Below are 25,560 nucleotides of genomic sequence, written 5' to 3' on the forward strand. Positions count from 1 at the left end.
TGCACGGCCGGCCCACGCCAGCGACGGCGCAAGGGGAGGAAGCCGGTGCGAAACCGGTGCGGTCCCGCCACTGTGACCACGGCTCACCCGCCGTGGGAGCCAGGAACTCCTGCCGTCCACCATCTGCCCCCGGCTGCCGGCCGAGGGCACCCCCACGGGGCGCGGACCCCGAGGAAGGCACGCCGAATGCGCACCGTCATGCCCGTCTCCGCCGACCACCGCGGGAGGGCCGCCGCGTGATCCTGCTCCTGTCGACCTCCGACACCGACCTGCTCTCCGCCCGTGCCGCCACCGGCCCGGTCCCGTTCCGGCTGGGCAACCCGGCCCGGCTGACCCCCGAGGACCTGCCCGCGCTGGTCGAGGGCACCGACCTGGTGGTGGTCCGCCTGCTCGGCGGGCGCCGCGCCTGGCAGGAGGGGCTGGACGCCCTGCTGGCCGGCCCCCGCCCGGTGATCGTGCTGAGCGGCGAACAGGCCCCGGACGCCCAGCTGATGGAGCTCTCCACCGTCCCGGCCGGCCTGGCCGCCGAGGCGCACGCCTACCTCGCGCACGGCGGTCCGGCCAACCTCGGCGAGCTGGCCGCGTTCCTCTCCGACACCGTGCTGCTCACCGGCCACGGCTTCGCCGCCCCCGCCTCGGCGCCCGACTGGGGTCCGCTGGAGCGCGCGCCCCGGCGCACCGAGGGCCCGCTCGTCGCGGTGCTGTACTACCGCGCGCACCACATGAGCGGCAACACCGCCTTCGTCGACACCCTGTGCGCCTCGATCGAGGACGCCGGCGGTCGGGCGCTGCCGCTCTACTGCTCCTCGCTGCGCGGCGCGAGCGCCGAGCTGCTGGCCGAACTCGGCCGCGCCGACGCCATCGTGACCACCGTGCTGGCCGCCGGCGGCACCCGGCCCGCCGACGCCTCGGCCGGCGGTGACGAGGAGGCCTGGGACGCGGGCGCACTCGCCGCGCTGGACCGGCCGATCCTGCAGGCGCTCTGCCTGACCTGGTCGCGCGCCGTCTGGGAGTCCAGCGACGACGGTCTCTCCCCGCTGGACGTCGCCACCCAGATCGCGGTGCCGGAGTTCGACGGCCGGCTGATCACCGTGCCGTTCTCCTTCAAGGAGCTGGACGAGGACGGCCTGACCGTCTACGTCGCCGACCCCGAGCGCTCCGCGCGGGTCGCGGGCATCGCCGTGCGGCACGCCCGGCTGCGCCACGTCCCGGCGCCCGAGCGGCGGCTCGCGCTGGTGCTGTCCGCGTACCCGACCAAGCACGCCCGGGTCGGCAACGCGGTCGGCCTGGACACCCCCGCCAGCGCGGCCCGGCTGCTGCGCCGGCTGCACGCCGAGGGCTGGGACGTCGGTCCGCTGGACGGCCCGGACGCGCTGCCGGGCCTGGCGGACGTCGAGGGGCAGCACGAGGGCGACGCGCTGATCCGCGCGCTGATCGACGCCGGCGGCTACGACCAGGACTGGCTCACCGAGGACCAGTTGGCCCGCAACCCCGTGCGCATCCCGGCCGCCGACTACCGGCGCTGGTACGCGGGCCTGCCCGAGGGCCTGCGGACCAAGGTCGAGGAGCACTGGGGTCCGGCGCCCGGCGAGCTGTACGTGGACCGCAGTCAGAACCCGGACGGCGACATCGTGCTGGCCGGTCTGCGGGCCGGCAACCTGCTGGTGCTGGTCCAGCCGCCGCGCGGCTTCGGCGCCAACCCGGTGGCGATCTACCACGACCCCGACCTGCCGCCCTCGCACCACTACCTGGCCGCCTACCGCTGGATCGCGGCCGCGCAGAGCGACGGCGGCTTCGGCGCCGACGCCGTGGTGCACCTGGGCAAGCACGGCAACCTGGAGTGGCTGCCCGGCAAGACCGCCGCGCTCTCCGCCGAGTGCGGGCCGGACGCCGCGCTCGGCGACCTGCCGCTGATCTACCCGTTCCTGGTCAACGACCCGGGCGAGGGCACCCAGGCCAAGCGCCGCGCGCACGCCACCCTGGTGGACCACCTGGTCCCGCCGATGGCCCGCGCCGAGAGCTACGGCGACATCGCCCGGCTGGAACAGCTGCTGGACGAGCACGCCAACATCGCCGCGATGGACCCGGCCAAGCTGCCGGCCGTCCGGGCGCAGATCTGGACGCTGATCCAGGCCGCCCGGCTCGACCACGACCTCGGCCTGGAGGACCGGCCCGAGGACGACGGCTTCGACGACTTCCTGCTGCACGTCGACGGCTGGCTCTGCGAGATCAAGGACGCCCAGATCCGCGACGGGCTGCACGTGCTGGGCCAGGCGCCGTCCGGCACCGACCGGGTCAACCTGGTGCTGGCGATCCTGCGCGCCCGGCAGATCTGGGGCGGCGTGCGCGCGCTGCCCGGCCTGCGCGAGGCGCTCGGGCTGGACGAGGCCGCGCTCACGCTCGGCAGCACCGACGCCGTCGAGGCGCAGGCGCGCGCGCTGGTCGAGGCGATGGAGGCCGAGGGCTGGGCGCCGGACGCCGTCGAGAAGGTCACCGCCGGCCTGCCGCCCGCGGTGGCCGAGGTCCTGGACTTCGCCGTCCACCAGGTGGTCCCCCGACTGGCGGGCACCACCGCCGAGTTGGACGCCGTGGTGCACGCGCTGCGCGGCGGCTTCGTGCCCGCCGGGCCGTCCGGTTCGCCGCTGCGCGGGCTGGTCAACGTGCTGCCGACCGGCCGCAACTTCTACTCGGTGGACCCCAAGGCGGTGCCCAGCCGGCTCGCCTGGGAGACCGGCCAGGCGCTGGCCGAGTCGCTGGTCGCCCGCTACCGGGCCGACAACGACGGCGCCGTCCCGCCGTCGGTGGGCCTCTCGCTCTGGGGCACCAGCGCGATGCGCACGGCCGGCGACGACATCGCCGAGGCGTTCGCGCTGCTCGGCATCCGGCCGGTCTGGGACGACGCCTCGCGCCGGGTCACCGGCCTGGAGCCGATCTCCGTCGCCGAACTCGGCCGCCCGCGCATCGACGTGACGCTGCGGATCTCCGGCTTCTTCCGCGACGCCTTCCCGCACGTGGTCGCCCTGCTGGACGACGCCGTGCGGCTGGCGGCGGCCCAGGAGGAGCCGGCCGAGGAGAACTTCGTGCGCGCCCACGTGCAGGCCGACCTGGCCGAGCACGGGGACGAACGCCGGGCCACCGTCCGGGTATTCGGCTCCCGCCCGGGGACGTACGGGGCCGGCCTGCTGCAGCTGATCGACAGCCGCGACTGGCGCACCGACGCCGACCTCGCCGAGGTCTACACGGCCTGGGGCGGCTACGCCTACGGCCGCGGCCTGGACGGGCGACCGGCTCGCGAGGAGATGGAGACCGCCTACAAGCGGATCACCGTCGCCGCCAAGAACACCGACACCCGCGAGCACGACATCGCCGACTCGGACGACTACTTCCAGTACCACGGCGGCATGGTGGCCACCGTGCGGGCGCTGACCGGCTCCTCCCCCGCCGCGTACATCGGCGACTCCACCCGCCCCGAGACGGTCCGCACCCGGACGCTGACCGAGGAGGCCGCCCGGGTCTTCCGCGCCCGGGTGGTCAACCCGCGCTGGATGGAGGCGATGCGCCGGCACGGCTACAAGGGCGCCTTCGAGATGGCCGCCACCGTCGACTACCTCTTCGGCTACGACGCCACCACCGGCGTCGTCGCGGACTGGATGTACGAGCGGCTGACCCAGGAGTACGTGCTGGACCCGGTGAACCGGCAGTTCCTCACCGACGCCAACCCCTGGGCGCTGCACGGCATCAGCGAGCGTCTGCTGGAGGCGGCGGAGCGCGGGCTGTGGGCCGAGCCGGACCCCGCCCTGCTGGACGAGCTGCGCGCGGCCTTCCTGGAGGCCGAGGGCGACCTGGAGGACGGCGGCGCCGCGTAGGCCTGCCGGTCTGGACCACTCCGGAGGGGCCCGTCCTGGTGACGGGCCCCTCCGGCGCTCCCGACCGGCGGAAAAAGAGTGCAGGCCGACGCGGATTTGGCAAGGGGCGTCCACGAAACGTCCGGTTGTCGCCGGTTGGTCGGAATGGATTTGACCAATCATCAGGTCGGGTGACCAGACTGAAAAGCAGCCCCCATCTGATGATCGCCTGCACCAGGCAAGGGAGTCACACCGTGCGCGTCCTCTTCACCAGCCCGGCTTCGGCCGGACACCTGTTCCCGATGGTCCCCACCGCCCAGGCCCTGCGGGCCGCCGGGCACGAGGTGCTGTTCGCCGCCTCGCAGCCGATGGACCAGATCCAGGGCGCCGGCCTCCCGGTCACCGAGATCGGCGACGGGACCACGATCCGCGATCTCTTCGACCGGGCCGGCGAGGACGGCCGTCCGATCAGCTACGTCTCGCCCGACCGGACCCAGGACGAGATCCTGGACGGCGCGGCCGTCGCCTTCGCGCGGCTCTCCCGGCCCACCGTCGACGGCCTGCTGGCCGCCGCGACCGGCTGGGACGCGGACGTGCTGGTGTACGACTCCTTCCAGGCCGCCGCGCCGCTGGTCGCCGCCAAGCTGGGCATCCCCTCGGTGGTGCACAACTTCGGCGTCACCTCGGGCCACGCCATGGTCGCCCGGCTGGCCGGCAACTTCACCGAGGCCTACGAGACCTACGGGGTGGCCGGCCCGGCCCGCCCGATCGCGCTGGACGTGGTGCCCCCCTCGCTCGGCACCGGCGGCGACAACGACGGCTGGCGGGTGCGCTACGTCCCGTTCAACGGCGGCGGCGTGGTCCCGGCGGACCTGCTGCACCGCGCCGAGCGCCCGCGCATCGCGGTCACCCTGGGCACCGTGCTGACCCAGGTGGACGGCGTGAACTCGATCGTCACGCTGGCCGAGGCGGCCGCCGGGGTGGACGCCGACTTCCTGTTCGCGGTGGGCGGCGCCGACCTCAGCGCGCTGGGCGAACTCCCCTCCAACATCAAGCCGTTGCCCTGGGTCCCGCTCGCCGAGCTGCTGCGCGTCTCGGACGCGCTGGTGCACCACGGCGGCTCCGGCACCATGCTGACGGCGCTGGCCGCGGGCATCCCGCAGCTGATACTGCCGCAGGGCGCCGACCACTTCTCCAACGCGGACGCCGCGGTGGCCTCCGGCTTCGCGCTGCGTTCCAGCTCGGCGGGCGTGGACGGCAAGCTGCTGAGCCAGCTGCTGACCGACCCCGCGCTGAGCACCGCCGCGCAGCGGATTCAGGCCGAGAACGCCGCGCTGCCCAGCCCGGCCGACCTGGTGGCGAACTTCGAGCGGCTGGTCGCCGTCCGCCGCTAGCCAAGCGCCGAGCGCCGAGCTAGGCCGTGTCCGGGATCACCAGCAGGACCTGGCCGGTGGCGAGATCCCGGACCTCGAAGTGGTTGATGTCGGCGGCATGGAAGCCCGCGCCGCCGGTGGTCTGCAGCTCCCTGCCGGCCTGCGGGTGCGGCTGCGGCTGCGGGCTGTAGCCGGTGGGCGCGATGTGCCAGCTGGTGACGGTCTGCTGCTGACCACCGGTGGAGACCGCGACCAGGTCGCAGTCCCGCGGCCCGCTCACGCCGTTCAGGGTGAGGGTGACGGCGCTGCCCCAGCCCTTCTCGGTCACCCCGACGGTCGCGCTGATCGTCCCGGTGGGGTCGGTGGCGCTGTGCAGCACGCCCGCCTGCACGGTGGGGTGCGCGCCGGCGTCCAGCACCGCGGCGGTCACCGCCGGCCCGCCCAGCACCAGCACCGCCGCCGCGGCCACCAGCACCAGCCGCCTGGTCCGGCCGCGGCGGCGGACCGCGCGGACCTCGCCGAGCAGGCCGTCCAGCAACCGGGGGCCGGGCTCGGGCAGCGGATCGGCCGTCGAATCGCCGTCCCGCCTCACCTCGGCCAGCAACGGCTCCAGCCCGCCGAGCTCGCCGACCTCCGCGGCGCACTGCGGGCAGTGCACGAGGTGGGCCTCGAACGCCTGCCGGTCCGCGTCGTCGAGTACGCCGAGGACGTACGCGCCGGCGTCGAGGTGCCGGTCCTGCCCCTGCGGGCCACCGCGGTCCTGGCCGTTCACGACGTCACTCCTCGTTCCTCGAGCGCGAGCTTCAGCGAGCGCAGCGCGTAGAAGAGCCGAGACTTCACCGTGCCGGCCGGAACACCCAGCTCGACCGCGGCCTCCCCCACCGTCCTGCCCTTCAGGTAGGTCTCCACGACGACCTCCCGGTGCGCCCGGGTGAGCGCCCCGAGCGCGTCGGTGATCGTCATCAGCCGCAGCGCCCGGTCGAGTTCGTCCTCGGCCGGCAGCAGCTCGAGCGGCGCCGCGTCGGTCTCCGGCGGGCGGGCCGCGCCGCGCCGGTGGTTGTCGATGACGATCCGCCGGGCCACCGTGACCAGCCAGGGCCGGACCGACCCCGCCGCCACGTCGAGCCGGTCGGCGTTGCGCCAGGCCCGGACCAGCGTCTCCTGGACCACGTCCTCGGCCCGCTGCCGGTCGCCGCCCACCAGGTGCAGCACGAAGCCGAAGAGCGGCCCGGCATGCTCCTGGTAGAGCGCCCGCATCAGCTCCTCGTCGGTGTCGGCCCCACGGCCGGCCGGCGATTCCTCGGTCACCACGCCATCCTGGCGCACCCCTGCCTCCAGGTCGAGCGGCCGTCCCGGCGGCTCGACAGATTCTGTCGGACCCTACGGCGGACGACGGTCGTCCGCGCGCAGGGTTCGGACGACCCGTCAGTAGCCGTTACCGCTGGACGGGGTGCTGGGCGCGGTGCTCGGCGTGGCCGGGGCCTGCGCCATGGCCTTGCCGCCGGTCGGCGTGCTCGCGAACCAGATGCCACCCACGCCCTGCCCGTTGGTGTCGCCGGGCTTGGTGTCGGGGCTGTAGCGGTAGAGCGGCCAGCCGTTCAGGGTGAGCTGCTTGGTGCCGTCGGCGCGGGTCAGCGTGCCGACCAGGCTCGCGTTGACGCCGTTCGCCGTGACGGCTCCGCTCGGCGCCAGGGCCGGCGGCCACAGGGTGGCGCAGGAGCCGGTGCAGTTGGACATCGACGGGTTCGCGGTGTCGTGGTCGAAGCGGTACAGCGTGTGGCCGGCGCCGTCCGTGACGATCTGGCCCAGCTTGGCGTTGGTGGTCACCTGCAGGTCGGCCGCCGTGTGGCTCGGCGTGGAGGACGGCGCCGACGAGGCCGCGGCCGGCGGCGGGGTGCTCGCGGCGGGTGACGAGGAGGTCCCACTGGACCCGCAGGCCGTCGCGAGGGCGAGCACCGCGGCCGCGGAGGCGGTCAGCAGTCCGGCACGCTTGGTTATGTACATGTCATATCCCCCAGCAGTCGGGTGAACGGTCCGGGCGGCACGGTCGCCGCTCCACCGGGGGGTACGCAGCCGGCCACCCGGTCGTTCAACCCCGGGGACACCTTCCTGAAGGCGTTCCCCTCGCCATGCCAACTTCCGCCTTACGCCAAGTCCTTGCGCATCAGTGTGCACATGGTCTCGTAGCGGCGGATCGAACCGCCCGGCGCCTCCTCGTCCCAGCCGTCGGGCTGCCGGTCGTAGGCCACACAACCGAGCCGCTCGTACAGCGCGCGCTCCCGCGGACTGCCCTCCTCCAGGCCACCGACGCGGCGTCGCCGGGCTGCGGGTCGAGCAGCTCCCCCGGCTTCGCCCGTCGCTGCACCGCGACGTGGATGTTCGCGTAGCCGGGGAAGCCGGGGGCGACGGCGCAGCTGCGGCCCGGCAGGTCGAACCCCTCGATACGGATCTGCATGCCGCCATCCTGCCCCGCCCACCACAACCAGGGGCACGCTCAGATCAGCGTGCTCCAGTACGACCAGAACCGGTTGAGGACCAGCAGCAGAATCACCGCGTACCAGAGCACCGGCACCACCCAGTGGTAGCGGTTGAGCTCGCGCACCACCGGTCGCAGCTTCGGCGACACCGGGATCACCCCGGTCCGCAGGTTGTGCAGGGTGGTGTACCAGAAGAGCGTGATGGTCGCCGCCCAGACCAGCATGCAGTAGGGGCAGACCGCGCCGATCGAGTAGAGGGTCTGCCCGATCAGCCAGTGGATCAGCACGAGGCCGAAGACCGTCCCGGCCTGCAGGCCGAGCCAGTACCAGCGGCGGTAGCGGGCACCGGCCAGCACGCCGACGCCGGTCGCCACCACCACCGCGAATCCGATCAGCCCCAGCAGCGAGTTGGGGAACCCGAACACCGAGGCCTGCTCGGTGCGCATCACCGAGCCGCAGCTGATGATCGGGTTGATGTTGCAGCTCGGAACGTAGTTCGGGTTCTGCAGCAGCTTGATCTTGTCCGTGGTCAGCACGAACGCGGCGGCCAGGCCCAGGGCTCCGGCCACGCACAGCAACAGGGCGTAGCCGCGGGACGGCGCCGGGGCGGCGGCCGACTCCCCGGTGACGTCCCCGGTGGTGTCCTCGGTGACGACATCGGCTCTCATGGTCAGCCGCCGATCTGCGACTTGACCAGGGCGGCGTACTGGTCCGGGCTGATCGGACCGGAGTTGCCGAGGACGGTCAGCGTCTTGCCGTCCAGCTTGATGGTCGGCGTGCCGGTGACCCCGCTGGTGTTGAACTGCTCGGCGACCTTCTTGGCCCACGGCAGGTAGGTGCCGTTCTTGACCGCCGCCGTGAAGGCGTCGGTCTTCAGGCCGGGCACCTTGGCGGCCAGGTCGAGCAGGGTGTTGACGTTGCCGAAGCCGTCGGTCCGCTCGTCGGGCTGGTTGGCGTACAGCACGTCGTGGAACTTCTTGAAGTCGTCCACGCTCTGGTTCAGCGCAGCACCGGCGGCCGCCAGCGCGTCGATCGAGCCGGTTCCGCCGTTGTTGTCGTCCAGGAAGGCGGCGATGTGGTAGTCGATCTTGTACGTGCCGTTGTCGGCGAGCGCCTGCGCGGCCTGGCCGTCGGTGGCCTCGAAGGCCCGGCAGATCGGGCAGCGGAAGTCCTCGTACACCGTGAGGGTGTGCGCGGCGTCGGGCTTGCCGTAGGTGATCACCGTGCCGTCGCCGGTGGTGTTGGCCGGGGTCACCAGCGGTCCGCTCGCGGCGGCGCTGCTCGACTTGCCGCTGCCGGCGTTGCTGACGGCGATCGCCACACCGCCCGCCAGCGCCACCACGACGGCGGCGGAGACGCCGACCACGATCCGGCGGCGCAGGGCGTCGGCCTTCTGCTCGCGCAGGCGGGCCTCGTGCATCCGCCGGCGGCGGGCGTCCTGCTGGTCGGCGGGGTTGCCGGGCTTGGCGCTGCGGTTGTTCGGGTTGTTCGGGTTCTTGCCCATGGGGAAACGTCGGTCCTGTCCGCGAAGGATGAATGGGGGGCCGGCGGCGCGCACCGCGAGCGGTCCCCTCGACGCGGGGACGGGCTCAGCAGGCGAGCGCGAAGGCGGCCGGCGGACCCCGGCGGCGGGACGGGCCGAGCGGCAGGTCCTCGGTGGGCGCGTGCTCGGGGCGGGGATCGGGCAGTGGTGCGCCAGGTGCCGGCCGGGCCGGCAGCGGGGCGAGCCGCAGCAGGGCGAGCAGCGCGCCGGGCGTCAACCGGGCCAGTGCGCGGACCAGTCGGGGCAGCCGCGCCAGGGCGGCCTCCGCCAGGCGCAGCCAGAGCGCGGCCAGCAGGGTGGCCACCACGTGGACGGCCAGCAACAGCAACTCGACGAGGGCCGGGGCGAGGGTGAGTTCGCTGCCACCGCCGCCGACCGTGCCGCCGCCGCAGACCATCAGGTCCAGGCCGTGCGTGCGGGTGGGGCGGGGGCAGGCGTCCTGGCCGAGGTTGAAGGTGGTGTTCAGCAGCAGCTCGACGGGCAGGAAGATCGCCGCGATCTGCAGGAACCCGCGCTCGGCGCCGGACAGCACGGCCGCCAGCACGAAGACCACAACCCCGGCGGCGATCACCAGGTTCAGCGGCAACGGACGCCCGGTGACCAGCACATGCCCGACGGCGGACAGCGGCACGGCAAGCGCCGCGAACACCGTCGCGCGCAGGGCTCGTGTCACGCTGCTGCCAGTCACGTTTCGGAGTATGCCATGCGGCTCCGGCCGAACACGAGGGTGCGTGAGGCACCTCATGCAACCTTCAGCTCTCCTTCATGCACCCTGAGATTCCCCGGAGGACGGCCCCCGCCGACCCGGAGGTCTCCCCGGGATCCGCCGGATATCACCGGACTGGCGCAGGGTGGCCGTGGGAGCATGCAGCGTGACGACGGGGATATCGCGAACACCGGAGAGCGGCCGGACAGGTCTCAGACGACGGATCAAGCCGAGCCTGCTGATCACTGTCGCGGGGGTGGTGGTCTTCGGCTGCCTGCTGTACGCGCAGGGCACCCGGGCGGACGCCGATCCGGTCCTCCTGGTGCGGACCGCAGACCCGGGGTGGGTGCTGCTCGCGGTGCTGGCGGCGGCGGCGAGTTATCCGGCGGCCGCCCTCGGATTCGTCGGCTTCGTGCCGGAGCGGCTGGACTTCGGGCGGGCCGTGCTGGCACAGCTGGCCGGGGCCTTCGTGAAGCTGGTGGCGCCCGGCGGCCTGGGCGGGATGGCGCTGAACACCCGCTTCCTGCGGCGCGCGGGGATCACGCCGGGCCGCGCGGTCTCCAGCGTCGGCGCGGGACAGCTGGTGGGGCTGGGGCTGCACCTGCTGCAACTGGCCTTCTTCCTCTCCCTGATCAACGTCGACCAGGTGCCGCAGGAGCCCTCGCACGGGACGGCGACGCTCGTCGTGGGGGTGCTGGCCGTCGTCCTGGTGGGCGGTGTGCTCGCGGTGCCCGGCATCCGGCGCCGGCTGCTGGCCCGGCTGCGCCCGCTCACCGAAGGCTCGCTGACCCGGCTGCGCGACCTGCTGCGGCACCCCGGACGGCTGGCGGTCGGCGTCGTCGGCCAGCTGCTGGTGTCGATGACCCTGGCGACCAGCCTCTACTGCGCGGTGCGGGCCGAGGGCGGCCACCCGCGGTTCGCGGCTGTCGCGGTGGCCTTCCTGATCGGCAACGCGGTGGGCTCGGCCGTCCCCACCCCGGCCGGCCTGATCGGCATCGAGGGGGCGACGGCCGCGGTGCTGGCCGCCACCACCGGCCTGAACCACTCGGCCGACACCCTCTACCCGGTGGTGCTCTTCCGGCTCGTCACCGTCGTCCTGCCGGTCCTGCCGGGCTGGCTGGCGCTCAGCACGCTGCGCCGACACAGGGCGATCTAGCCTGAGCCGGCCACCGGGTGGACCAGGATGGTGCGAACAGCCGTCCAGCGATCCGAGGAGTGCCCGTGAACACTGAGCCCGAGCCGTACGACGTCGTGGTGCTGGGCGGCGGCCCGACCGGCGAGAACCTGGCCGACCGGACCCGCGCCGCCGGGCTGAGCACCGCCGTGGTGGAGAGCGAACTGGTCGGCGGCGAGTGTTCGTACTGGGCCTGCATGCCGAGCAAGGCGCTGCTGCGCCCGGGCGCCGCGCTGGCGGCCGCGCAGGCCGTCGCGGGCTCGCGCGAGGCGGTGACCGGTGCACTGGACGCCGCCGCCGTGCTGGCCCGCCGGGACGCGTTCGCCTCGCACTGGAAGGACGACGGCCAGGTCTCCTGGCTGGAGTCGATCGGCGCGGTGCTGGTCCGCGGCGAGGGACGGCTGGACGGCCCGCGCCGCGTGGTGGTCCGCACGCCCGACGGCGGCGAGCGGGTGCTGACCGCCCGGCACGCCGTCGCCGTGTGCACCGGAAGCCGCGCGCTGCTGCCGTCCGACGTCCCCGGGCTGGCCGAGGCCGCGCCGTGGACCAGCCGCGAGGCGACCAGCTCCCCCGTGGTGCCGCGCCGCCTGGTGGTGGTCGGCGGCGGGGTGGTCGGCGTGGAGATGGCCGCGGCCTGGCAGGCGCTGGGCTCGCGGGTCACCCTGCTGGTGCGCGGCGCCGGGCTGCTGCCGCGGATGGAGCCGTTCGCCGGGGAGTTGGTCGCGGCCGGCCTGACCGAGGCCGGGGTGATCATCCACACCGGCGTCTCGGTCGCCGCAGTGGAACGCGAGGACGGCGTGGTGACGCTGCGACTGGACAGCGGCGAGGGCCTGGAGGCCGAAGAGGTGCTGTACGCCACCGGGCGCGCGCCGCGCACCGAGGGCCTGGGCCTGGCGACGGTCGGCCTGCGCGACGGGAGCTGGCTGGAGGTCGACGACAGCTGCCGGGTGCGCGGCGTCGAGGGCGACTGGCTGTTCGCGGCCGGCGACGTCAACCACCGCGCGCTCCTCACCCACCAGGGCAAGTACCAGGCCCGGATCGCGGGCGCCGCGATCGGCGCGCTGGCGCGGGGGCGGGCGCTGGACACGGCTCCCTGGGGCGCGCACGTGGCCACCGCCGACGTGGCGGCCGTGCCGCAGGTGGTCTTCACCGAGCCGGAGGCCGCCTCGGTCGGGCTGACCGCCGCCGCGGCCGAGCGGGCCGGACTGCGCTTCCGGGTGGTCGACTACGACCTCGCGCAGGTGGCGGGTGCCTCCCTGCAGGCCGACGACTACCGCGGCCGGGCCCGGATGATCGTGGACGAGGAGCGCGGCACCGTCGCGGGCGTCACCTTCGTCGGACCGGGCGCGGGCGAACTGCTGCACGCCGCGACGGTCGCGGTGACCGGCCAGGTGCCGCTGGCCCGGCTCTGGCACGCGGTGCCCTCCTACCCGACGGTGAGCGAGATCTGGCTGCGTCTGCTGGAGACCTACCGGGACTCGGAATAGAGCGCGGGACGCCTGCTGTTGACGGCTGCATGACTACCGTCGAGCTCACCAAGGACAACTTCAACGACGTCGTGTCCGGGGACTCCATCGTCCTGGTCGACTTCTGGGCGACCTGGTGCCCTCCCTGCCTGAGGTTCGCCCCGATCTACGACAAGGCAGCCGAGAAGCACCCCGATCTGGTCTTCGGCAAGGTGGACACCGACGCCCAGCAAGAGCTGGCCGCCACCTTCGAGATCAGCTCGATCCCGACGCTGATGATCGTCCGTGAGGGCGTGGTGGTCTTCTCGAAGGCGGGCGCGCTTCCGGCCCCCGCGCTGGAGCAGCTGATCCAGCAGGCGAAGGCGCTCGACATGGACGAGGTCCGCAACGCGGTGGCGGGCCAGCAGTCCTGATCCGTCCCCGGTCCCCGGAAGTCGACTGACCCGACTTCCGGGGACGTAGGGCGAAGTCGGCTACGGAGAGTGGCGACAGAGGTTGGCCGGTCTGGCTATCGACGACCTCCAGAACCCGCCCGCATAATCCTGGAGCATGCATGCCCTGTGCCGACCGCCACCACGGCTCGTCTACCCTGGTTGACGTGATTGTTCTTGTCAGCCGCCGCCACGTGGACCTGCTCCGCGTCACGAGCATGTCCTGTCGACGCTCCCGCTGACCCCTCACCCTCACCCTTCAGGACCCCGGCCCCGGGGGCGCGGCCCACTTCCGCCGCTCCCCCCGGTGCTCCGGCCACCGCCGGACCGACCGGGCCTCACCCAGCGGATGTCACCCTCATGTCGCAGCAGCACATCACCACGCCGGCCAACGATCTTCCGGTGATCGACCTTTCCGCCGCCTCCGGCAGCCCCGAGCAGCGTGCGGCGCTGCACGCGGATCTGCTCCAGGCGGCCACCGAGGTCGGTTTCTTCCACCTCACCGGCCATGGCATCACCGACGCCGAGACGGCGGAGCTGACCAGCGCGATGCACGCGTTCTTCGCCCTTCCGGAAGCCGACCGGATGGCGATCAGCAACCTCAACTCACCGCACTTCCGCGGTTACACCCGGATCGGCACCGAGCGCACCCAGGGCCGCAGCGACTGGCGCGACCAGATCGACATAGGCGCCGAGCGGCCCGCCCGCCGTCCCTCGCCCGACGAGCCCGCCTACTGGTGGCTGGAGGGCCCCAACCAGTGGCCGGCCGGCCAGCCCGAGCTGCGCGCGGCGGCGCTGCACTGGATCGAGCGGCTCAGCGCGGTCGCCGAACGCCTGCTGCACGAACTGCTGGCCGCCATCGGCGCCCGCCCCGACTTCTACGACGACGCCTTCGCCGGCCACCCGCACCTGCGCCTCAAGCTGGTCCGTTACCCGGGCAGCGGACCCGACGGCACCGGCCAGGGCGTCGGCGCGCACAAGGACTACGGCTTCCTGACCCTGCTGCTCACCGACGGCGTCCCGGGCCTGCAGGTCGAGCGGGCCGACGGCAGCTTCCTGGACGTGCCGTCCCGGCCCGGCGCCTTCGTGGTCAACCTCGGCGAGCTGCTCGAAGTCGCCACCGACGGCTACCTGAAGGCGACCAACCACCGGGTGGTCAGCCCGCCCGGGGCCCGCGAGCGCTACTCCGTCCCGTTCTTCTACAACCCGCGCCTGGACGCCCACATCGAGCCACTGGACTTCCCGCACGCGCACCACGCCCCCGGCGCCACCGAGGACCCGGACAACCCGCTCTTCGCCGAGTTCGGCCGCAACGAACTGAAGGGCTACCTGCGCGCCCACCCCGAGGTCGCCCGCCGCCACCACGCCGAGCTGCTGGTCGGCTGATCCGCCGATGCGCTGATCACCTCCCTGGTGGGAGAGTCGCACTGCTAGTGTGACAGCAGGACTGTCCCACCAGGAGGCGAGAGCGTGTCCGCGATCCCGCGCCTCACCGTCGACGAACTCGCCGCCCGCGCCGGAGTCAGCGTGCGGACGCTGCGCTTCTACAGCGGCAAGGGGCTGCTGCCGCCGCCCGAGCTGGGCCCGCGCCGGGTCGGCCTGTACGGCGCCGAGCACCTGGACCGGCTCGAACTGATCGAGGAGCTCCAGCGGCTGGGCCTCACGCTCGCCGCCATCGAACGCTATCTCGACCAACTCCCGCCCGACATCAGCTCGCTGGACCTGGCCATCCACCGCGCGCTGATCGCGGTCTGGGCCCCGGAGACCGCCGAGCAGGCCACCGTGGAACAGCTCTCCCGCCGCACCGGGCGCGAGCTGTCACCCGCCGACCTGGAGCAACTGGTCGCCATGGGCGCCCTGCAACGGACCGACCAGGAAACGGTGTTCACCCTCGACCCCGGCCTGCTCCCGCTGGGAGCACGGGTGTTGGACCTGCCGATCCCGTTGGAGACCATCGTCACCGCCCGCGCCGTGGTCCGCCTGCACAGCCGCGCGGCCGCCCGGGAGTTGAACCGGCTCTTCCGCGAGACCGTCTGGAAACCCTTCCGGGAGAGCGCCCCCGCCGAGGCCGAGGTCGAGCGGATGCGCGAGCTGACCACCCGGATCGAACCGTTGCTCACCCAGGCCCTGGTGACCGCCTTCCACCGCTCGCTGGCCGAACAGCTGGCCGAGAACGGCTGACCCCGGCCGGGCCGAGGCCGACGGCGCCCGTCCGGCCCGGTCGAGCCGCCCGAACGCCCCCAGCCGGCACGGCCCCGCCCCTTGCCGTTCGCGGGCTGGTTGCTAGCGTGTCCTGCCAGGTCGTCAAAGCAGCTGAGCGGCACGGGGATGCAAGGGGTGCACCGATGGGACGTCAGATCACCGACGCTCTGGAACACGTCGCGCAGAAGGCCGGGAAGGGCTTGGCCGAGGACTTCGCGGGCTCCTACCAGAAGATCCTCAAGGACACCCACGTCAAGGCCACCGGCATCGCCGACCACACGGCCGAGAAGGAGGCCGGGGTCGTCGACCACCTCAACGGGACCGGTCGCGGTGAGCCGGGCAAGGGCTCGGTCCAGGACCCGAAGCTGAACGAGCATCCACCGGCCGACGGCGGCGCTCCCAAGGGCGGCTCCGAGGGCGGCCCGTCCAGAGCCGTCCCGGACGACTTCGAGCCCAACCTCAACAACGGCGGCCCGCGCGGCGGGCAGCGCTCGGACGGCAACGAGGGCACCGAGACCGGCGGCACCGACCCGGTCGACCTGGTCTCGGGGCAGATGATCACCTCGGCGACCGACCTCGACATCCCCGGGCTGCTGCCGATCCTGCTGCGCCGCGCCTACGCCTCCGGCTACCGCAGCGGCACCCTGTTCGGCCCGGGCTGGTCCGGCACCCTCACCCAGCGCGTCCAGGTGGACCTGGACGGCATCCACTTCGCCGGCGACGACGGCCAGTTGCTGCACTACCCGGTGCCCGCCCAGCCCGGCCAGGAGGTCCTCCCCCAGGACGGCGCCCGCTGGCCGCTGACCTGGGACCACGCCGAGGACGTCATCCGGATCCACGACCCGGAGACCGGCTGGACCAAGCACTTCGCCGCCACCGGCACCGCGGACGACACCCCCGCCGCCCGGCGCGCCGGGCGCAGCGTCCGTCCGCTCAGCGCGCTGACCGAACGCAACGGCCACCGGCTGGACTTCGTCCGCGACGACGACCAGCTGCCCGTCGAGCTGCGGCACAGCAGCGGCCGACGGGTCGCCGTCGACCTGCTGCGGACCGCCGCGGGTCCGCGGATCGAGGGCCTGCGGCTGCTGGACGGCACCGGCGGCGGGCTCGGCACCACCGTGGTCGGCTTCGGCTACGACGCCCGCGGCCGGCTCACCGACCACGTCAACTCCTCGGGCCTGCCGCTGGTCTACGAGTACGACGGTCAGGACCGGATCACCGCCTGGACCGACCGCACCGGCCACCGCTACGCGTACGACTACGACGAGGCGGGCCGGGTACTGCGCGGCCACGGCCCGTCCGGAGCGCTCTCCGTCAGCATCGCCTACGACCCGGAGAACCGGGTCAACACCGTCACCGACAGCCACGGCGGCCGCACCGAGTACCACTACGACGAGCACCACCACCTCGCCCGGATCACCGACCCTCTCGGCCACCAGGTCCGGGTCCAACACGACCGCTACAACCGCCTGTTGCGCTACACCGACCAGCTCGGCCACAGCACCCGGCTGACCCGCGACGAGCGCGGCGACGTGGTGCGGGTGGACCGTCCGGACGGCAACAGCCTGCTGATCGGCTACAACGAGCTGCGCCAACCCGTCGAGATCCAGACGCCCGAGGGGCTGAGCTGGCGGCAGGCCTACGACGAGCGCGGCAACCGCACCGAGGTGACCGACCGGGCCGGCGTCACCACCCGGTTCGGCTACGACGAGGCGGGCCGGCTGACCTCGGTCACCGACGCGCTCGGGCAGGTCACCCGGATCAGCTGCGACCTCGCCGGGCTGCCGGTCGCCACCGTCGACCCGCTCGGCGCCCGGACCACCCTCCAGCGCGACGCCTTCGGCCGGCCGGCCACCGCCACCGACGCGCTCGGCAACACCGCCCGGTTCAGCTGGGCGGTGGAGGGCGAGCCGCTCTCCCGCACGCTGACCGATGGCCGCACCGAGCACTGGACCTACGACGGCGAGGGCAACACCCTCACCCACACGAACGCCGACGGCGCCGTCACCACCCTGGAGTACACCCACTTCCACCTGCTCACCGCCCGCACCGACCCGGACGGCGCGCACTACCAATTCCGCCACGACCGCCTGCTTCAGCTCACCGAGGTCGTCAACCCGCAGGGCCTGAGCTGGCGTTACACCTACGACGAGGGCGGCCGGCTGACCTCGGAGCAGGACTTCGACGGCCGGACGGTCAACTACCGCCACAGCAAGGCCAACCAGGTGGTCCAGCGGCGCAACGGCGCCGGCCAGCAGGTCGACTTCAGCTACGACCCGCTCGGGCAGCTGGCGAGCAAGACCGTCGGCGAGCAGACCACCGACTACACGTACGACCCGGCCGGCCGGCTCACCGCCGCCCGCACCGCCGACTGCGAACTGACCCGCCGCTACGACCCGGTGGGCCGCCTGCTGGCCGAAACCGTCGACGGCCGCACGGTCACCACCGGCTACGACGAGCTGGGACGCCGAACCAGCCGCCGCACGCCGTCCGGCAGCGTGAGCAGCTGGACCTACGACGCGGTCGGCAACCCGCGCTCGCTCACCACCGACGGCCACCTGATCGGCTTCGACCACGATGTGCTGGGCCGCGAGACCGGCCGCCGGTTCGGCCGGGACCTCACGCTGGCCCTGGGGTTCGACTGGGACCCGGTCGGCCGGCTGACCGGCCGGACCACCACGGCCGGCGGCGCCGCCCTGCTGCACCGCTCCTACAGCTACGGTGACGGCGGCGGCCTGACCGGCATCACCGACCGGGCGGCGGACGGTTCGGACCAGCACACCGGCTTCGAGCTGGACCGGGCCGGCCGGGTGACCGCCGTACGGGCGGCCGGCTGGACCGAGAACTACGCCTACGACAGCGCCGGCCATCTCGCCGAGGCCGCCTGGCCCGGTCGGCGGGACACCGCGTCCCAGGGCGAACGCGCCTACCAGGGCGCCCGGTTGCGTACGGCGGGCCGGATCGACTACCACTACGACGCCGAGGGCCGGGTCACCGGCCGCCGCCAGCGCACCCTCTCCGGGCAGAGCAGGACCTGGCGTTACAGCTGGGACGCCGAGGACCGGCTGACCGACGTCGTCACCCCCGACGGCGCGCACTGGCACTACCGGTACGACCCGCTCGGGCGCCGGATCGCCAAGCAGCAGCTGGCCACCGTGGACGGCGAGCCGACCGTCCTGCAGTGGACCGAGTTCAGCTGGTCCCACCAGACGCTGATCGAACAGACCGCCCACAGCCCGCAGTTGCCGGGACCGTACACGCTGGGTTGGGAGTACCAGGGACTGCACCCGATCGCCCAGCGCGAGCGGCTGGCCTCCGGAGCCGACGACCAGGCGGAGGTGGACGAGCGGTTCTTCGCCATCGTCACCGACCTGGTCGGCACCCCCACCCAGCTGCTGGCCCCGGACGGTTCGACGGCCTGGGAGCAGCGCGCCACCATCTGGGGCGTACCGGTCGGCGCGGATCGGCAGGCCACCGACACCCCGCTGCGCTTCCCCGGCCAGTACTACGACCCCGAGTCCCGCCTGCACTACAACGTGCACCGCTACTACGACCCCGCCGCCGCCCGCTACCTCACCGTCGACCCGCTGGGCCTGTCCCCCGCGCCGGACGCCTACGGGTACGCCGGAAACCCGCTGCTGGCCTGCGACCCGCTCGGCCTGATGCTGCGCAACGCGCAGGGCCAGTTCATGGCCAACCCCAACGCGGTGCCGAACGCGCACAACCGCAGGACCGAGTACCCGAGCGGCTACCGGGTACCGACCCACCAGCACATGATCCAGAACTGGACGGACGAGGGCATCGCCCAGGGCACCCACGCCCCCGTCGACGCCAACGGCGTCCCGATCCCCGAGAGCCAGCTGACCTGGCGGGACGCCAACGGTCAGGTCGTGCCGTACAACAACGTGACGTACGAGCACGTGAACCCGGTGGTCAACCACTGGAACACCACCGGTTACGACACCGACCGTGCGGCGCGCAACGACTACTACAACAACACCGCTAATCTGGAAGTGATGGACGGGGGTCAGAACTCGGCCGGCGGCGGCCGGATGACCCAGCGTTACCGGCAGGACACCGGCGCGAACTACAGTCGGACCTGACCTGCCGTGGAATCCCCGAACCGCCGTACCACCTGGAGCCCGCACCCATGGACCTGACCGCAACCCTGTCCGGCCTGCCCGGCGCCGAGGCCTTCCCGGAACTGCCCGAGGCCTGGCACTGGTCGCCCAACCCGCGCTTCCACTTCGTCTCGGCGCTGGCGGCGGACGGCAAGCACGCCTTCCAGGTGACCACGCTCGGGCCGTACGACGCGGAGCTGGTCGGCCGGCTGCTGGCCCACGCCCGCGCGCACACCGACCAGGTGCTGGGCGATCCGCGCCCGCTGATCCCGCTGTCCGGTTTCACCGCGGCCGGGTACGGCTTCGACACCGCCGCGGTGGCCGCCCCCCGCGCGCACACCTTCCACGCCCGTGACAACGCCACGCTGCACGCCCTCACCTACGCCGTCTTCCCCGGCTGGCACTTCGAGTTCTCCGGGACCGAGACCGACGAGGAGGCGCTGTCCCAGGTCGCGCACCCGCAGGGCCTGCGGGTGACCAGCCTGGACCGGGCGCCCTCGCCGTTCCTGAAGATGCGCTTCGACAACCCGCGCACCGGGGCCGGAAGCAACGGCCCGGACCGCGGGTTGGCCAAGGCGGACGTGCTGCTGCGCGAACTGGCGCTGCTGGACGGGATCGAGGGCGCCTTCGTCGAGTTCGAGAACCACCGGGGCGAGGTGTGGCGCGCCGAGTGGTCGGGGGCCTCCGGCTTCGTCCTGACCGACGTCCCCGGCGGCGGGCGGCGTGAATTCGACCGTGACGGACTCCTGAACTTCGCGCAGTCCGCGCTCAGCTGAACAGATTGGGGGGGTAGCGCATGGCAATCGAACTTCCGGGCCCGGTGGTCGACTTCCTGATGGCCATCGGGGTCAACTGGCCGCAGGTGAACGAGGACAAGGTGCGCGAGTTCGCCTCGCACGTCCGCGACTTCGCCACCAACATCGACGACGCCCACCAGCAGGCCACCGGCACCATCAAGGCGATGGGCGACGCCTACCAGGCCAACTCCTACGAGATGCTCGTCTCGAAATGGGCCCACCTCTCCCAGGGCCACATGACCGACCTGCTGACCGCCTGCCACGTCCTGGCCACCGCGCTGGACGCGGCGGCCGACTTCATCGTCGGCCTGAAGGTGGAGACGATCGGCGAACTCGTGGCGATGGCAGCCGCGTTCGTCGCCGACCAGGCCGCCGCCGTGTTCACCTTCGGGCTCTCCGAGGCCGCCGTCCCGCTGATCATCGAGGGCGCCGAGAAGCTGGTCGAGGTGCTGGAACAGCAGCTCGTCCAGTACATCATCGCCCAGGTCCTGGAGGCCGCCCTGACCCCTCTGCTGGGCGTGATCGAGAAGGCCGTGGCCGGCATGAGCTACGCGGCCCTGGAGGACACCCTGGACGCCGCGGGCAACGGCCCCGGCAGCGGCTTCCGCATCCACCCCGACGAACTGCGCACCCACGCAGCCGTGTTCCTCCAGCACGCGGACACCGTCCAGGGGCATGCGCAGACCCTCTCCGGCAACATCGCCGGCCTGGACTTCGCCTGACACCGGACCGGTCCCGCCAGTCGATTCCCGGCCAACTTCGGCATGCCCGCGACGCGGTCCAGACCACCCCGTTCGACCGAAGAAATTTACCGAGAGTTCGCAAGCGCAACGCACCAGCTCAGATGTGCGGAGATGGGAAGTTGGATCTTTCGCCTCCATCTGAGCTTATGTCCGATGTCTTGACGTGCGTGGTTCACAAGGGGAAGTTGGGTCTCCGCTCGGCCGCCGGCCGGGCGTTGCCACCCAACGAACTGGGAGTCCTCATGAAGTCGACCGTCGCGATGAAGAAGGCCACCAAGAAGATCACCGTTCGCCGCACCGGCGACGTGCGCCTCACCTCGGCCATGTGCCAGTGCCCGTACAGCGTCGCCGCCTGATAGCAACGCGCTGATTCCCTGCCCGGGTGTGCCGCATGACGGCGCACCCGGGCAGTGCCGGATACCAACCGAAGCCGGCCCACCGATGCTGGGGAGCGCGCTGTGAGCGGATTCACCCTTGCAGTACACGAGTTGAGTTTTGTCCCGGAGGGCGACGAGGTCGTGGTCGGCCGGTTGGACACCGGCTCCTACGCCGTCTTCCCGCCCGACGGCGCCGAGTTGCTCAAGCGGCTCACCGAGGGCATGGCCCTGGACGAGGCCGCAGCCTGGTACGAGGAGACCTTCAGCGAACCCGTCGACGTCGAGGACTTCGTGGCCACGCTCCACGAGTTGGGATTCGTCCGGGACGCCGACGCCGCGCCGGTCGCACCCGCCGCGCCGGTCCGGTTCCAGTGGCTGGGGCGCGCGGCGTTCTCCCCGGTGGCCTGGGCCTGCTACCTGGCGGTGCTGGTGGCCTGGTCGGTGACCGTCTCGGCGCACCACGACCTGCTCCCCGCACCCTCCCAGATCTTCTTCGTCAAGTCGCTGCTGCTGGTCCAGCTGGTGATCACCTTCGGCCAGGTCCCCCTGCTGCTGGCGCACGAGGGATTCCACATCCTGGCCGGGCGGCGGCTGGGCCTGCCGACCAAACTGCGACTGAGCAACCGGCTCACCTACATCGTGGCCGAGACGCAGACCAACGGCCTGATGAGCGTGGACCGCCGCAAGCGCTACCTGCCCTTCCTGGCGGGGATGGTCTGCGACGTCCTGGTGCTGGGGACCCTCGGGCTCATCGCCGAGAACAGCCGCGACGGCGACGGCGGCTTCTCGCTGACCGGCCGGCTCTGCCTGGCACTGGCCTTCACCGTGGTGATGCGGTTCGTCTGGCAGTTCCAGCTGTACCTGCGCACCGACCTCTACTACGTCTTCGCCACCGCACTGGGCTGCCACGACCTGCACGACGCGAGCAAGGCGCTGCTGCGGAACCGGTTCTGGCGCCTGGTGCACCGCCCCGAGCGCCAGGTCGACGAGGGGCAGTGGACCGAACAGGACCGCAAGGTCGGCACCTTCTACGGGCCCTTCGTCCTGCTCGGCTTCTGCGTCCTGGCCGGGATCACGGTCTTCGCGAGCATCCCGGTCACCGTGAGCTACTTCCGCCTCGCCGCCCATGCCGTCGGATCCGGCCGCATCGATTCGCACTTCTGGGACTCACTGCTGTCCCTGTGCCTGAACGCCGCCCAGACCACAGCGCTGATCGTGCTCTCCCGGCGCAAGCGCCGCGAGCAGCGCCGCGCGGCGCCGACCTCCTTGAACGAAAGGGTGAACTGACATGGCCGGTCACCGCACGATCGTGGGCACGAGCCCGGCTGTCCGGCTGTCGGCGGCCGGCGCCGACGACGACCTCGCGGTGGTGGCCCGCTGCCACCGCCGGCTGCGCGGCCCCTACACCGGCGTCGACACCGTGCTGCGGGCGGTACTGCCCGAGGCGGCCCGCCGGTGGCCCGCGCTGGTCGAGCACCACCGGACGGAACTCCTCTACGGGATACCCGAGTTGGCCGAGTTGGTCGGCCCCGCGCCGCGGACCCTGGCCAGCGAGTCCTCGTTCGACGAACGGACCCGGTTCTTCGGTGCCGGCATGATCCGCTGCATGAGCCAGGGGATCGTCTCCTTCCTGCTCGACCACGCCCGCCGGGTGCGGGCCTGCGGCGAGGTGCCGGCCCACCTGGTCTTCGACGAGGTGGACCAGGCGGACCCCACCACCCAGGAGTTCATCGCCCTGCTGGTCCGCCGCGCCGACCCGGCCCACCTGCGCGTGACGGTCTGCGCCGCGCCGGGCGAACTGCCCGAGGAGCTGACCCGGGTCCTGGCCCGCCACACCGAGCGGACCGACGCCGAGGGCACCCCGCGCGGGAGCGGTCCGCACGAGAACACCCCGCACGAGAGCCGTCCGCCGCGCACCGACGGCGAGTTGGTCGAGGCGTACGTCCTCGGCGACGGCACCAGCAGCGACCCCACCCAGCTGCGCGCCTACCAGCAGGCCGACCCCGCGCTGCGGGCGCAGCTGCACGACCGCCGCGCCGACGAGCTGGAGCAGGCGTCCCCCAGCCGGGGCGTCCGGGTCGGCGCCCTCGCCTACCACCGCGAGCACGGCAGCGACCCGATGGGCGCCGGCCGGCGCGCCCTGCTGGCGGCCCAGCGCTCCTGCGTGGAGGTCGGCTTCTCGGCGGCGGTGATCGACCTCGGTCTGCGCGGTCGGGCCGTCACGGATCCGGAAGTCGACGAGCACGACTTCTGGGAGTTCACCCATCAGGCGGCGTCCGCCTGCATCCCGGTCAACCGCAACAGCCAGTCGATGGAGCTCTACCTCGACGCCATCCAGCGCTTCACGGACCCCAAGGTCCACATGATGACCAGCTACTCGATCGCGATGCTGCACACCCGCTTCCTCCAGCCGCGCGACCACGACCTGGCACTGCGCTGGCAGAACAACGCCGTGGCGATCGCGAGCATCCTGCCCGATCCGGCCGAGCGGCTGACCTTCAGCGTCTTCCACGACAACGGCCTGGCGCTGGTGGAGATGCACCGGGGCAACCTGACCCGCGCGCTGGAGCTGGTCAAGTCCTGCATGGCCCGGCTGGACGCGGAACTGACGGACGAGCAGTGGCAGTTGCACCGCTCGCAGCTCCTCTACAACCGCGCGCGCCTGCTCACGGCGACCGGCCGGCTGGACGAGGCGCGCGCCGACTACTCGACGCTGATCGACCTCGACCCCTACTACACCGACTACCTCTCCGAGCGGGCCCGGATCCACCGCGCGCAGGGCGACTTCGCGGCCGCGCTCGCCGACTACAACCGCGCGGTGGAACTGGCCCCGCCGTTCCCCGAGCTCTACTACAACCGCGGGACGGCCCGGGTGGAGACCGGCGACACCGAGGGCGCGCTGGCGGACTACGGCTACGTCCTGGAGATGGAACCCGACGACGCCGACACCCGCCTCGCCCGTGCCGAACTGCTGCTCGACAGCGAGGAGTTCGACGCCGCCGACGCCGACGTCACGGCCGGCCTGGCGCTGCGCCCCGACGAGCCCCGACTGCTCTGCATGCGCGGCACCATCGCCCTCCAGCGCGGCGCCCTCACCGAGGCGTACCAGGCCCTCACCTCGGCCCTCACCCTCGACCCGGGCTACCCCGCCGCCCTGCTCAACCGCGCGGTCGTCCACTACGAACAGGACCAGTACCAAGCCGCCGTCCAGGACCTCACCGCCACCCTGGCCCTGGTCGGCGACGACCCCGACGTCCTGCTCAACCGCGGCATCGCCTACCAGGCCGACGGACAACTCGACCTGGCCCTCGCCGACTTCGACCACGCCCTCACCCTCCCGGGCGCCGACGTGGCAGAGTTGGAGGAACAGCGCGAACGCTGCCGCGCGTAGCGGTTGTCCTACCCACCCGTGCGCAGGGCCTTCATCAGCGTCCTGCAGCACTGGTAGATGTGGTGGAACTCGTCCCGGTCCTGGCTCCTGTGGGTGTACCGCAGGACCAGGACCGCGGCCAGGACGGACACCGCGATCGCGATCAACGAGGTCCGCGCCTCCCTGCTCGGCCTGTTCATCAGCCGTTCCCTCCCTCGACGTGGCAGAGCACGATCCTGCGGTCCGGGCGCAGGGGTGCACATCGCGGGAAGGCGGGAGGAAACGCTCCCCCGATCGGGGGAGTCCGCCGCTGAGCTGCCCGATCATACTGTCGATCATGATCAGGGGAATCCGGCCGCTGCTGCGCGGCTCCACGTATTCGGGTGCACTGTTCGCCTACTGCGGCGCGCTGGTGAGCTTTCCGCTGCTGCCCTTCGCCATGCTGCCGGCGCTGCTTCTGCGACAGGCTCCCTACGCGGTCCAGGCTGTGCTGGCCCTGCTGGTCTGGGCGGCACTGGTCGCCGCGGTCGGGTTGGCCCGCACCACGCGGCGGGTTCTGATCACCTGCACCCGTCGACTGCTGAAGGTGCCGCTGCCGGACCCTGCCGCGCCGTCGCCCGCCCTGCCGTCCGCTGCCGGACGCTGGCGGACGCCGCTGTGGCTGCTGCTGCACGTGGCACTGGGGTGGACGGGCGGCCTGGCGAGCGTGCTGCTGCTCGGCGCGGCCGTTGCCCTGCCGGGCGGGTGGACCTCCGGCGACGCGGGGCTGACGCTGTTCGGCCGGTCGGTGCAGGTGGAAGGCCGCTGGAGCTGGGTGGCGGCGCTCGGCTGCCTGCTGCTGGCGGTGGCCGTGTGCGTGCTGATCGCGAACGCGCTGCGCTGGCTGGCGCCCAGGCTGCTGGGCCGTGTCTGACACACGCTGACCGGCTGACAGG

The 25,560-nt window shown here is 72.7% G+C and carries 20 protein-coding genes, 2 pseudogenes and 1 riboswitch; of the genes and pseudogenes, 13 read left to right on the top strand and 9 right to left on the bottom strand.

The annotated features are described in order from the left end of the window. The first annotated feature begins 35 nt into the window (after window positions 1-35). A riboswitch (cobalamin riboswitch) is annotated at window positions 36-109 on the top strand. 127 nt (window positions 110-236) lie between these two features. Together cobN and BS80_RS33475 are read left to right on the top strand one after the other, a co-directional pair. After that, window positions 237-3,866 carry a cobaltochelatase subunit CobN gene (gene cobN / locus BS80_RS33470; protein WP_035805155.1) on the top strand — a complete coding sequence of 1,210 codons (3,630 nt, stop codon included), beginning with the start codon at window positions 237-239 and terminating at the stop codon, window positions 3,864-3,866. Between the two features lie 233 nt (window positions 3,867-4,099). Next, window positions 4,100-5,239 (top strand): nucleotide disphospho-sugar-binding domain-containing protein, encoded by a 1,140-nt coding sequence (locus BS80_RS33475; protein ID WP_035805157.1) that lies wholly within the window; start codon window positions 4,100-4,102, stop codon window positions 5,237-5,239. Window positions 5,240-5,258: 19 nt separating this feature from the next. Here BS80_RS33475 and BS80_RS33480 read toward each other — a convergent pair whose 3' ends face one another. The 8 genes and pseudogenes from BS80_RS33480 to BS80_RS33510 all read right to left on the bottom strand — a co-directional run bounded on the left by BS80_RS33480 (window position 5,259) and on the right by BS80_RS33510 (window position 9,926). Then, window positions 5,259-5,990: a zf-HC2 domain-containing protein gene (locus BS80_RS33480; protein WP_051967543.1), complete on the bottom strand. Its 732-nt coding sequence runs from the start codon at window positions 5,988-5,990 to the stop codon at window positions 5,259-5,261. Then, entirely contained in the window at window positions 5,987-6,544 is a 558-nt protein-coding gene (locus BS80_RS33485) for a sigma-70 family RNA polymerase sigma factor (protein WP_035805158.1), read from the bottom strand. The genes BS80_RS33480 and BS80_RS33485 overlap by 4 nt, the downstream gene beginning before the upstream one ends. Before the next feature lie 99 nt (window positions 6,545-6,643). After that, complete coding sequence (locus tag BS80_RS33490) at window positions 6,644-7,222, bottom strand: hypothetical protein (protein ID WP_051967544.1); 579 nt, start codon at window positions 7,220-7,222, stop codon at window positions 6,644-6,646. Between the two features lie 140 nt (window positions 7,223-7,362). Beyond that, window positions 7,363-7,521 (bottom strand): annotated as a pseudogene (locus BS80_RS33495) (GNAT family N-acetyltransferase); the annotation flags it as partial. Window positions 7,522-7,553: 32 nt separating this feature from the next. Next, window positions 7,554-7,673: pseudogene (locus tag BS80_RS43270) on the bottom strand (DUF5990 family protein); the annotation flags it as partial. 39 nt (window positions 7,674-7,712) lie between these two features. Then, window positions 7,713-8,363: a vitamin K epoxide reductase family protein gene (locus tag BS80_RS33500; RefSeq protein WP_035805159.1), complete on the bottom strand. Its 651-nt coding sequence runs from the start codon at window positions 8,361-8,363 to the stop codon at window positions 7,713-7,715. A gap of 2 nt (window positions 8,364-8,365) precedes the next feature. Then, window positions 8,366-9,199, bottom strand: coding sequence for a DsbA family protein (locus BS80_RS33505; RefSeq protein WP_035805164.1), 834 nt, complete (start codon window positions 9,197-9,199; stop codon window positions 8,366-8,368). 85 nt (window positions 9,200-9,284) lie between these two features. Next, complete coding sequence (locus BS80_RS33510) at window positions 9,285-9,926, bottom strand: hypothetical protein (protein WP_083975641.1); 642 nt, start codon at window positions 9,924-9,926, stop codon at window positions 9,285-9,287. A gap of 184 nt (window positions 9,927-10,110) precedes the next feature. Between BS80_RS33510 and BS80_RS33515 the strand changes: the two genes are divergently transcribed. The 10 genes from BS80_RS33515 (at window position 10,111) to BS80_RS33560 (ending at window position 24,646) form a co-directional block, all read left to right on the top strand. After that, complete coding sequence (locus tag BS80_RS33515; protein WP_198045686.1) at window positions 10,111-11,100, top strand: lysylphosphatidylglycerol synthase transmembrane domain-containing protein; 990 nt, start codon at window positions 10,111-10,113, stop codon at window positions 11,098-11,100. A gap of 65 nt (window positions 11,101-11,165) precedes the next feature. Continuing rightward, window positions 11,166-12,605: a dihydrolipoyl dehydrogenase family protein gene (locus BS80_RS33520; RefSeq protein ID WP_035805168.1), complete on the top strand. Its 1,440-nt coding sequence runs from the start codon at window positions 11,166-11,168 to the stop codon at window positions 12,603-12,605. A 29-nt stretch (window positions 12,606-12,634) separates the two neighbouring features. Beyond that, complete coding sequence (gene trxA, locus BS80_RS33525; RefSeq protein ID WP_035805170.1) at window positions 12,635-12,997, top strand: thioredoxin; 363 nt, start codon at window positions 12,635-12,637, stop codon at window positions 12,995-12,997. 378 nt (window positions 12,998-13,375) lie between these two features. After that, window positions 13,376-14,401 (top strand): isopenicillin N synthase family dioxygenase, encoded by a 1,026-nt coding sequence (locus BS80_RS33530; RefSeq protein WP_198045687.1) that lies wholly within the window; start codon window positions 13,376-13,378, stop codon window positions 14,399-14,401. 84 nt (window positions 14,402-14,485) lie between these two features. Continuing rightward, entirely contained in the window at window positions 14,486-15,196 is a 711-nt protein-coding gene (locus tag BS80_RS33535) for a MerR family transcriptional regulator (RefSeq protein ID WP_035805171.1), read from the top strand. Window positions 15,197-15,360: 164 nt separating this feature from the next. Further along, on the top strand, window positions 15,361-19,320 hold the full coding sequence (locus tag BS80_RS33540) for an RHS repeat-associated core domain-containing protein (protein WP_051967547.1): 3,960 nt from the start codon (window positions 15,361-15,363) through the stop codon (window positions 19,318-19,320). Window positions 19,321-19,367: 47 nt separating this feature from the next. Then, window positions 19,368-20,114 (top strand): hypothetical protein, encoded by a 747-nt coding sequence (locus BS80_RS33545; RefSeq protein ID WP_051967548.1) that lies wholly within the window; start codon window positions 19,368-19,370, stop codon window positions 20,112-20,114. Window positions 20,115-20,134: 20 nt separating this feature from the next. After that, complete coding sequence (locus BS80_RS33550; protein ID WP_035805173.1) at window positions 20,135-20,857, top strand: WXG100-like domain-containing protein; 723 nt, start codon at window positions 20,135-20,137, stop codon at window positions 20,855-20,857. A 479-nt stretch (window positions 20,858-21,336) separates the two neighbouring features. Continuing rightward, window positions 21,337-22,542 carry a hypothetical protein gene (locus tag BS80_RS33555; RefSeq protein WP_157536745.1) on the top strand — a complete coding sequence of 402 codons (1,206 nt, stop codon included), beginning with the start codon at window positions 21,337-21,339 and terminating at the stop codon, window positions 22,540-22,542. 1 nt (window position 22,543) lies between these two features. After that, window positions 22,544-24,646: a tetratricopeptide repeat protein gene (locus BS80_RS33560; protein WP_051967550.1), complete on the top strand. Its 2,103-nt coding sequence runs from the start codon at window positions 22,544-22,546 to the stop codon at window positions 24,644-24,646. Window positions 24,647-24,654: 8 nt separating this feature from the next. On the opposite strand, the gene BS80_RS41340 is transcribed toward BS80_RS33560, so the two are convergent. Then, window positions 24,655-24,825 (bottom strand): hypothetical protein, encoded by a 171-nt coding sequence (locus tag BS80_RS41340; protein WP_157536746.1) that lies wholly within the window; start codon window positions 24,823-24,825, stop codon window positions 24,655-24,657. A gap of 137 nt (window positions 24,826-24,962) precedes the next feature. Between BS80_RS41340 and BS80_RS33565 the strand changes: the two genes are divergently transcribed. Continuing rightward, window positions 24,963-25,538 carry a hypothetical protein gene (locus BS80_RS33565; protein WP_051967551.1) on the top strand — a complete coding sequence of 192 codons (576 nt, stop codon included), beginning with the start codon at window positions 24,963-24,965 and terminating at the stop codon, window positions 25,536-25,538. Window positions 25,539-25,560: the final 22 nt, after the last annotated feature.

Source organism: Kitasatospora mediocidica KCTC 9733 (assembly GCF_000744225.1).
Taxonomy (GTDB): Bacteria; Actinomycetota; Actinomycetes; order Streptomycetales; family Streptomycetaceae; genus Kitasatospora; species Kitasatospora mediocidica.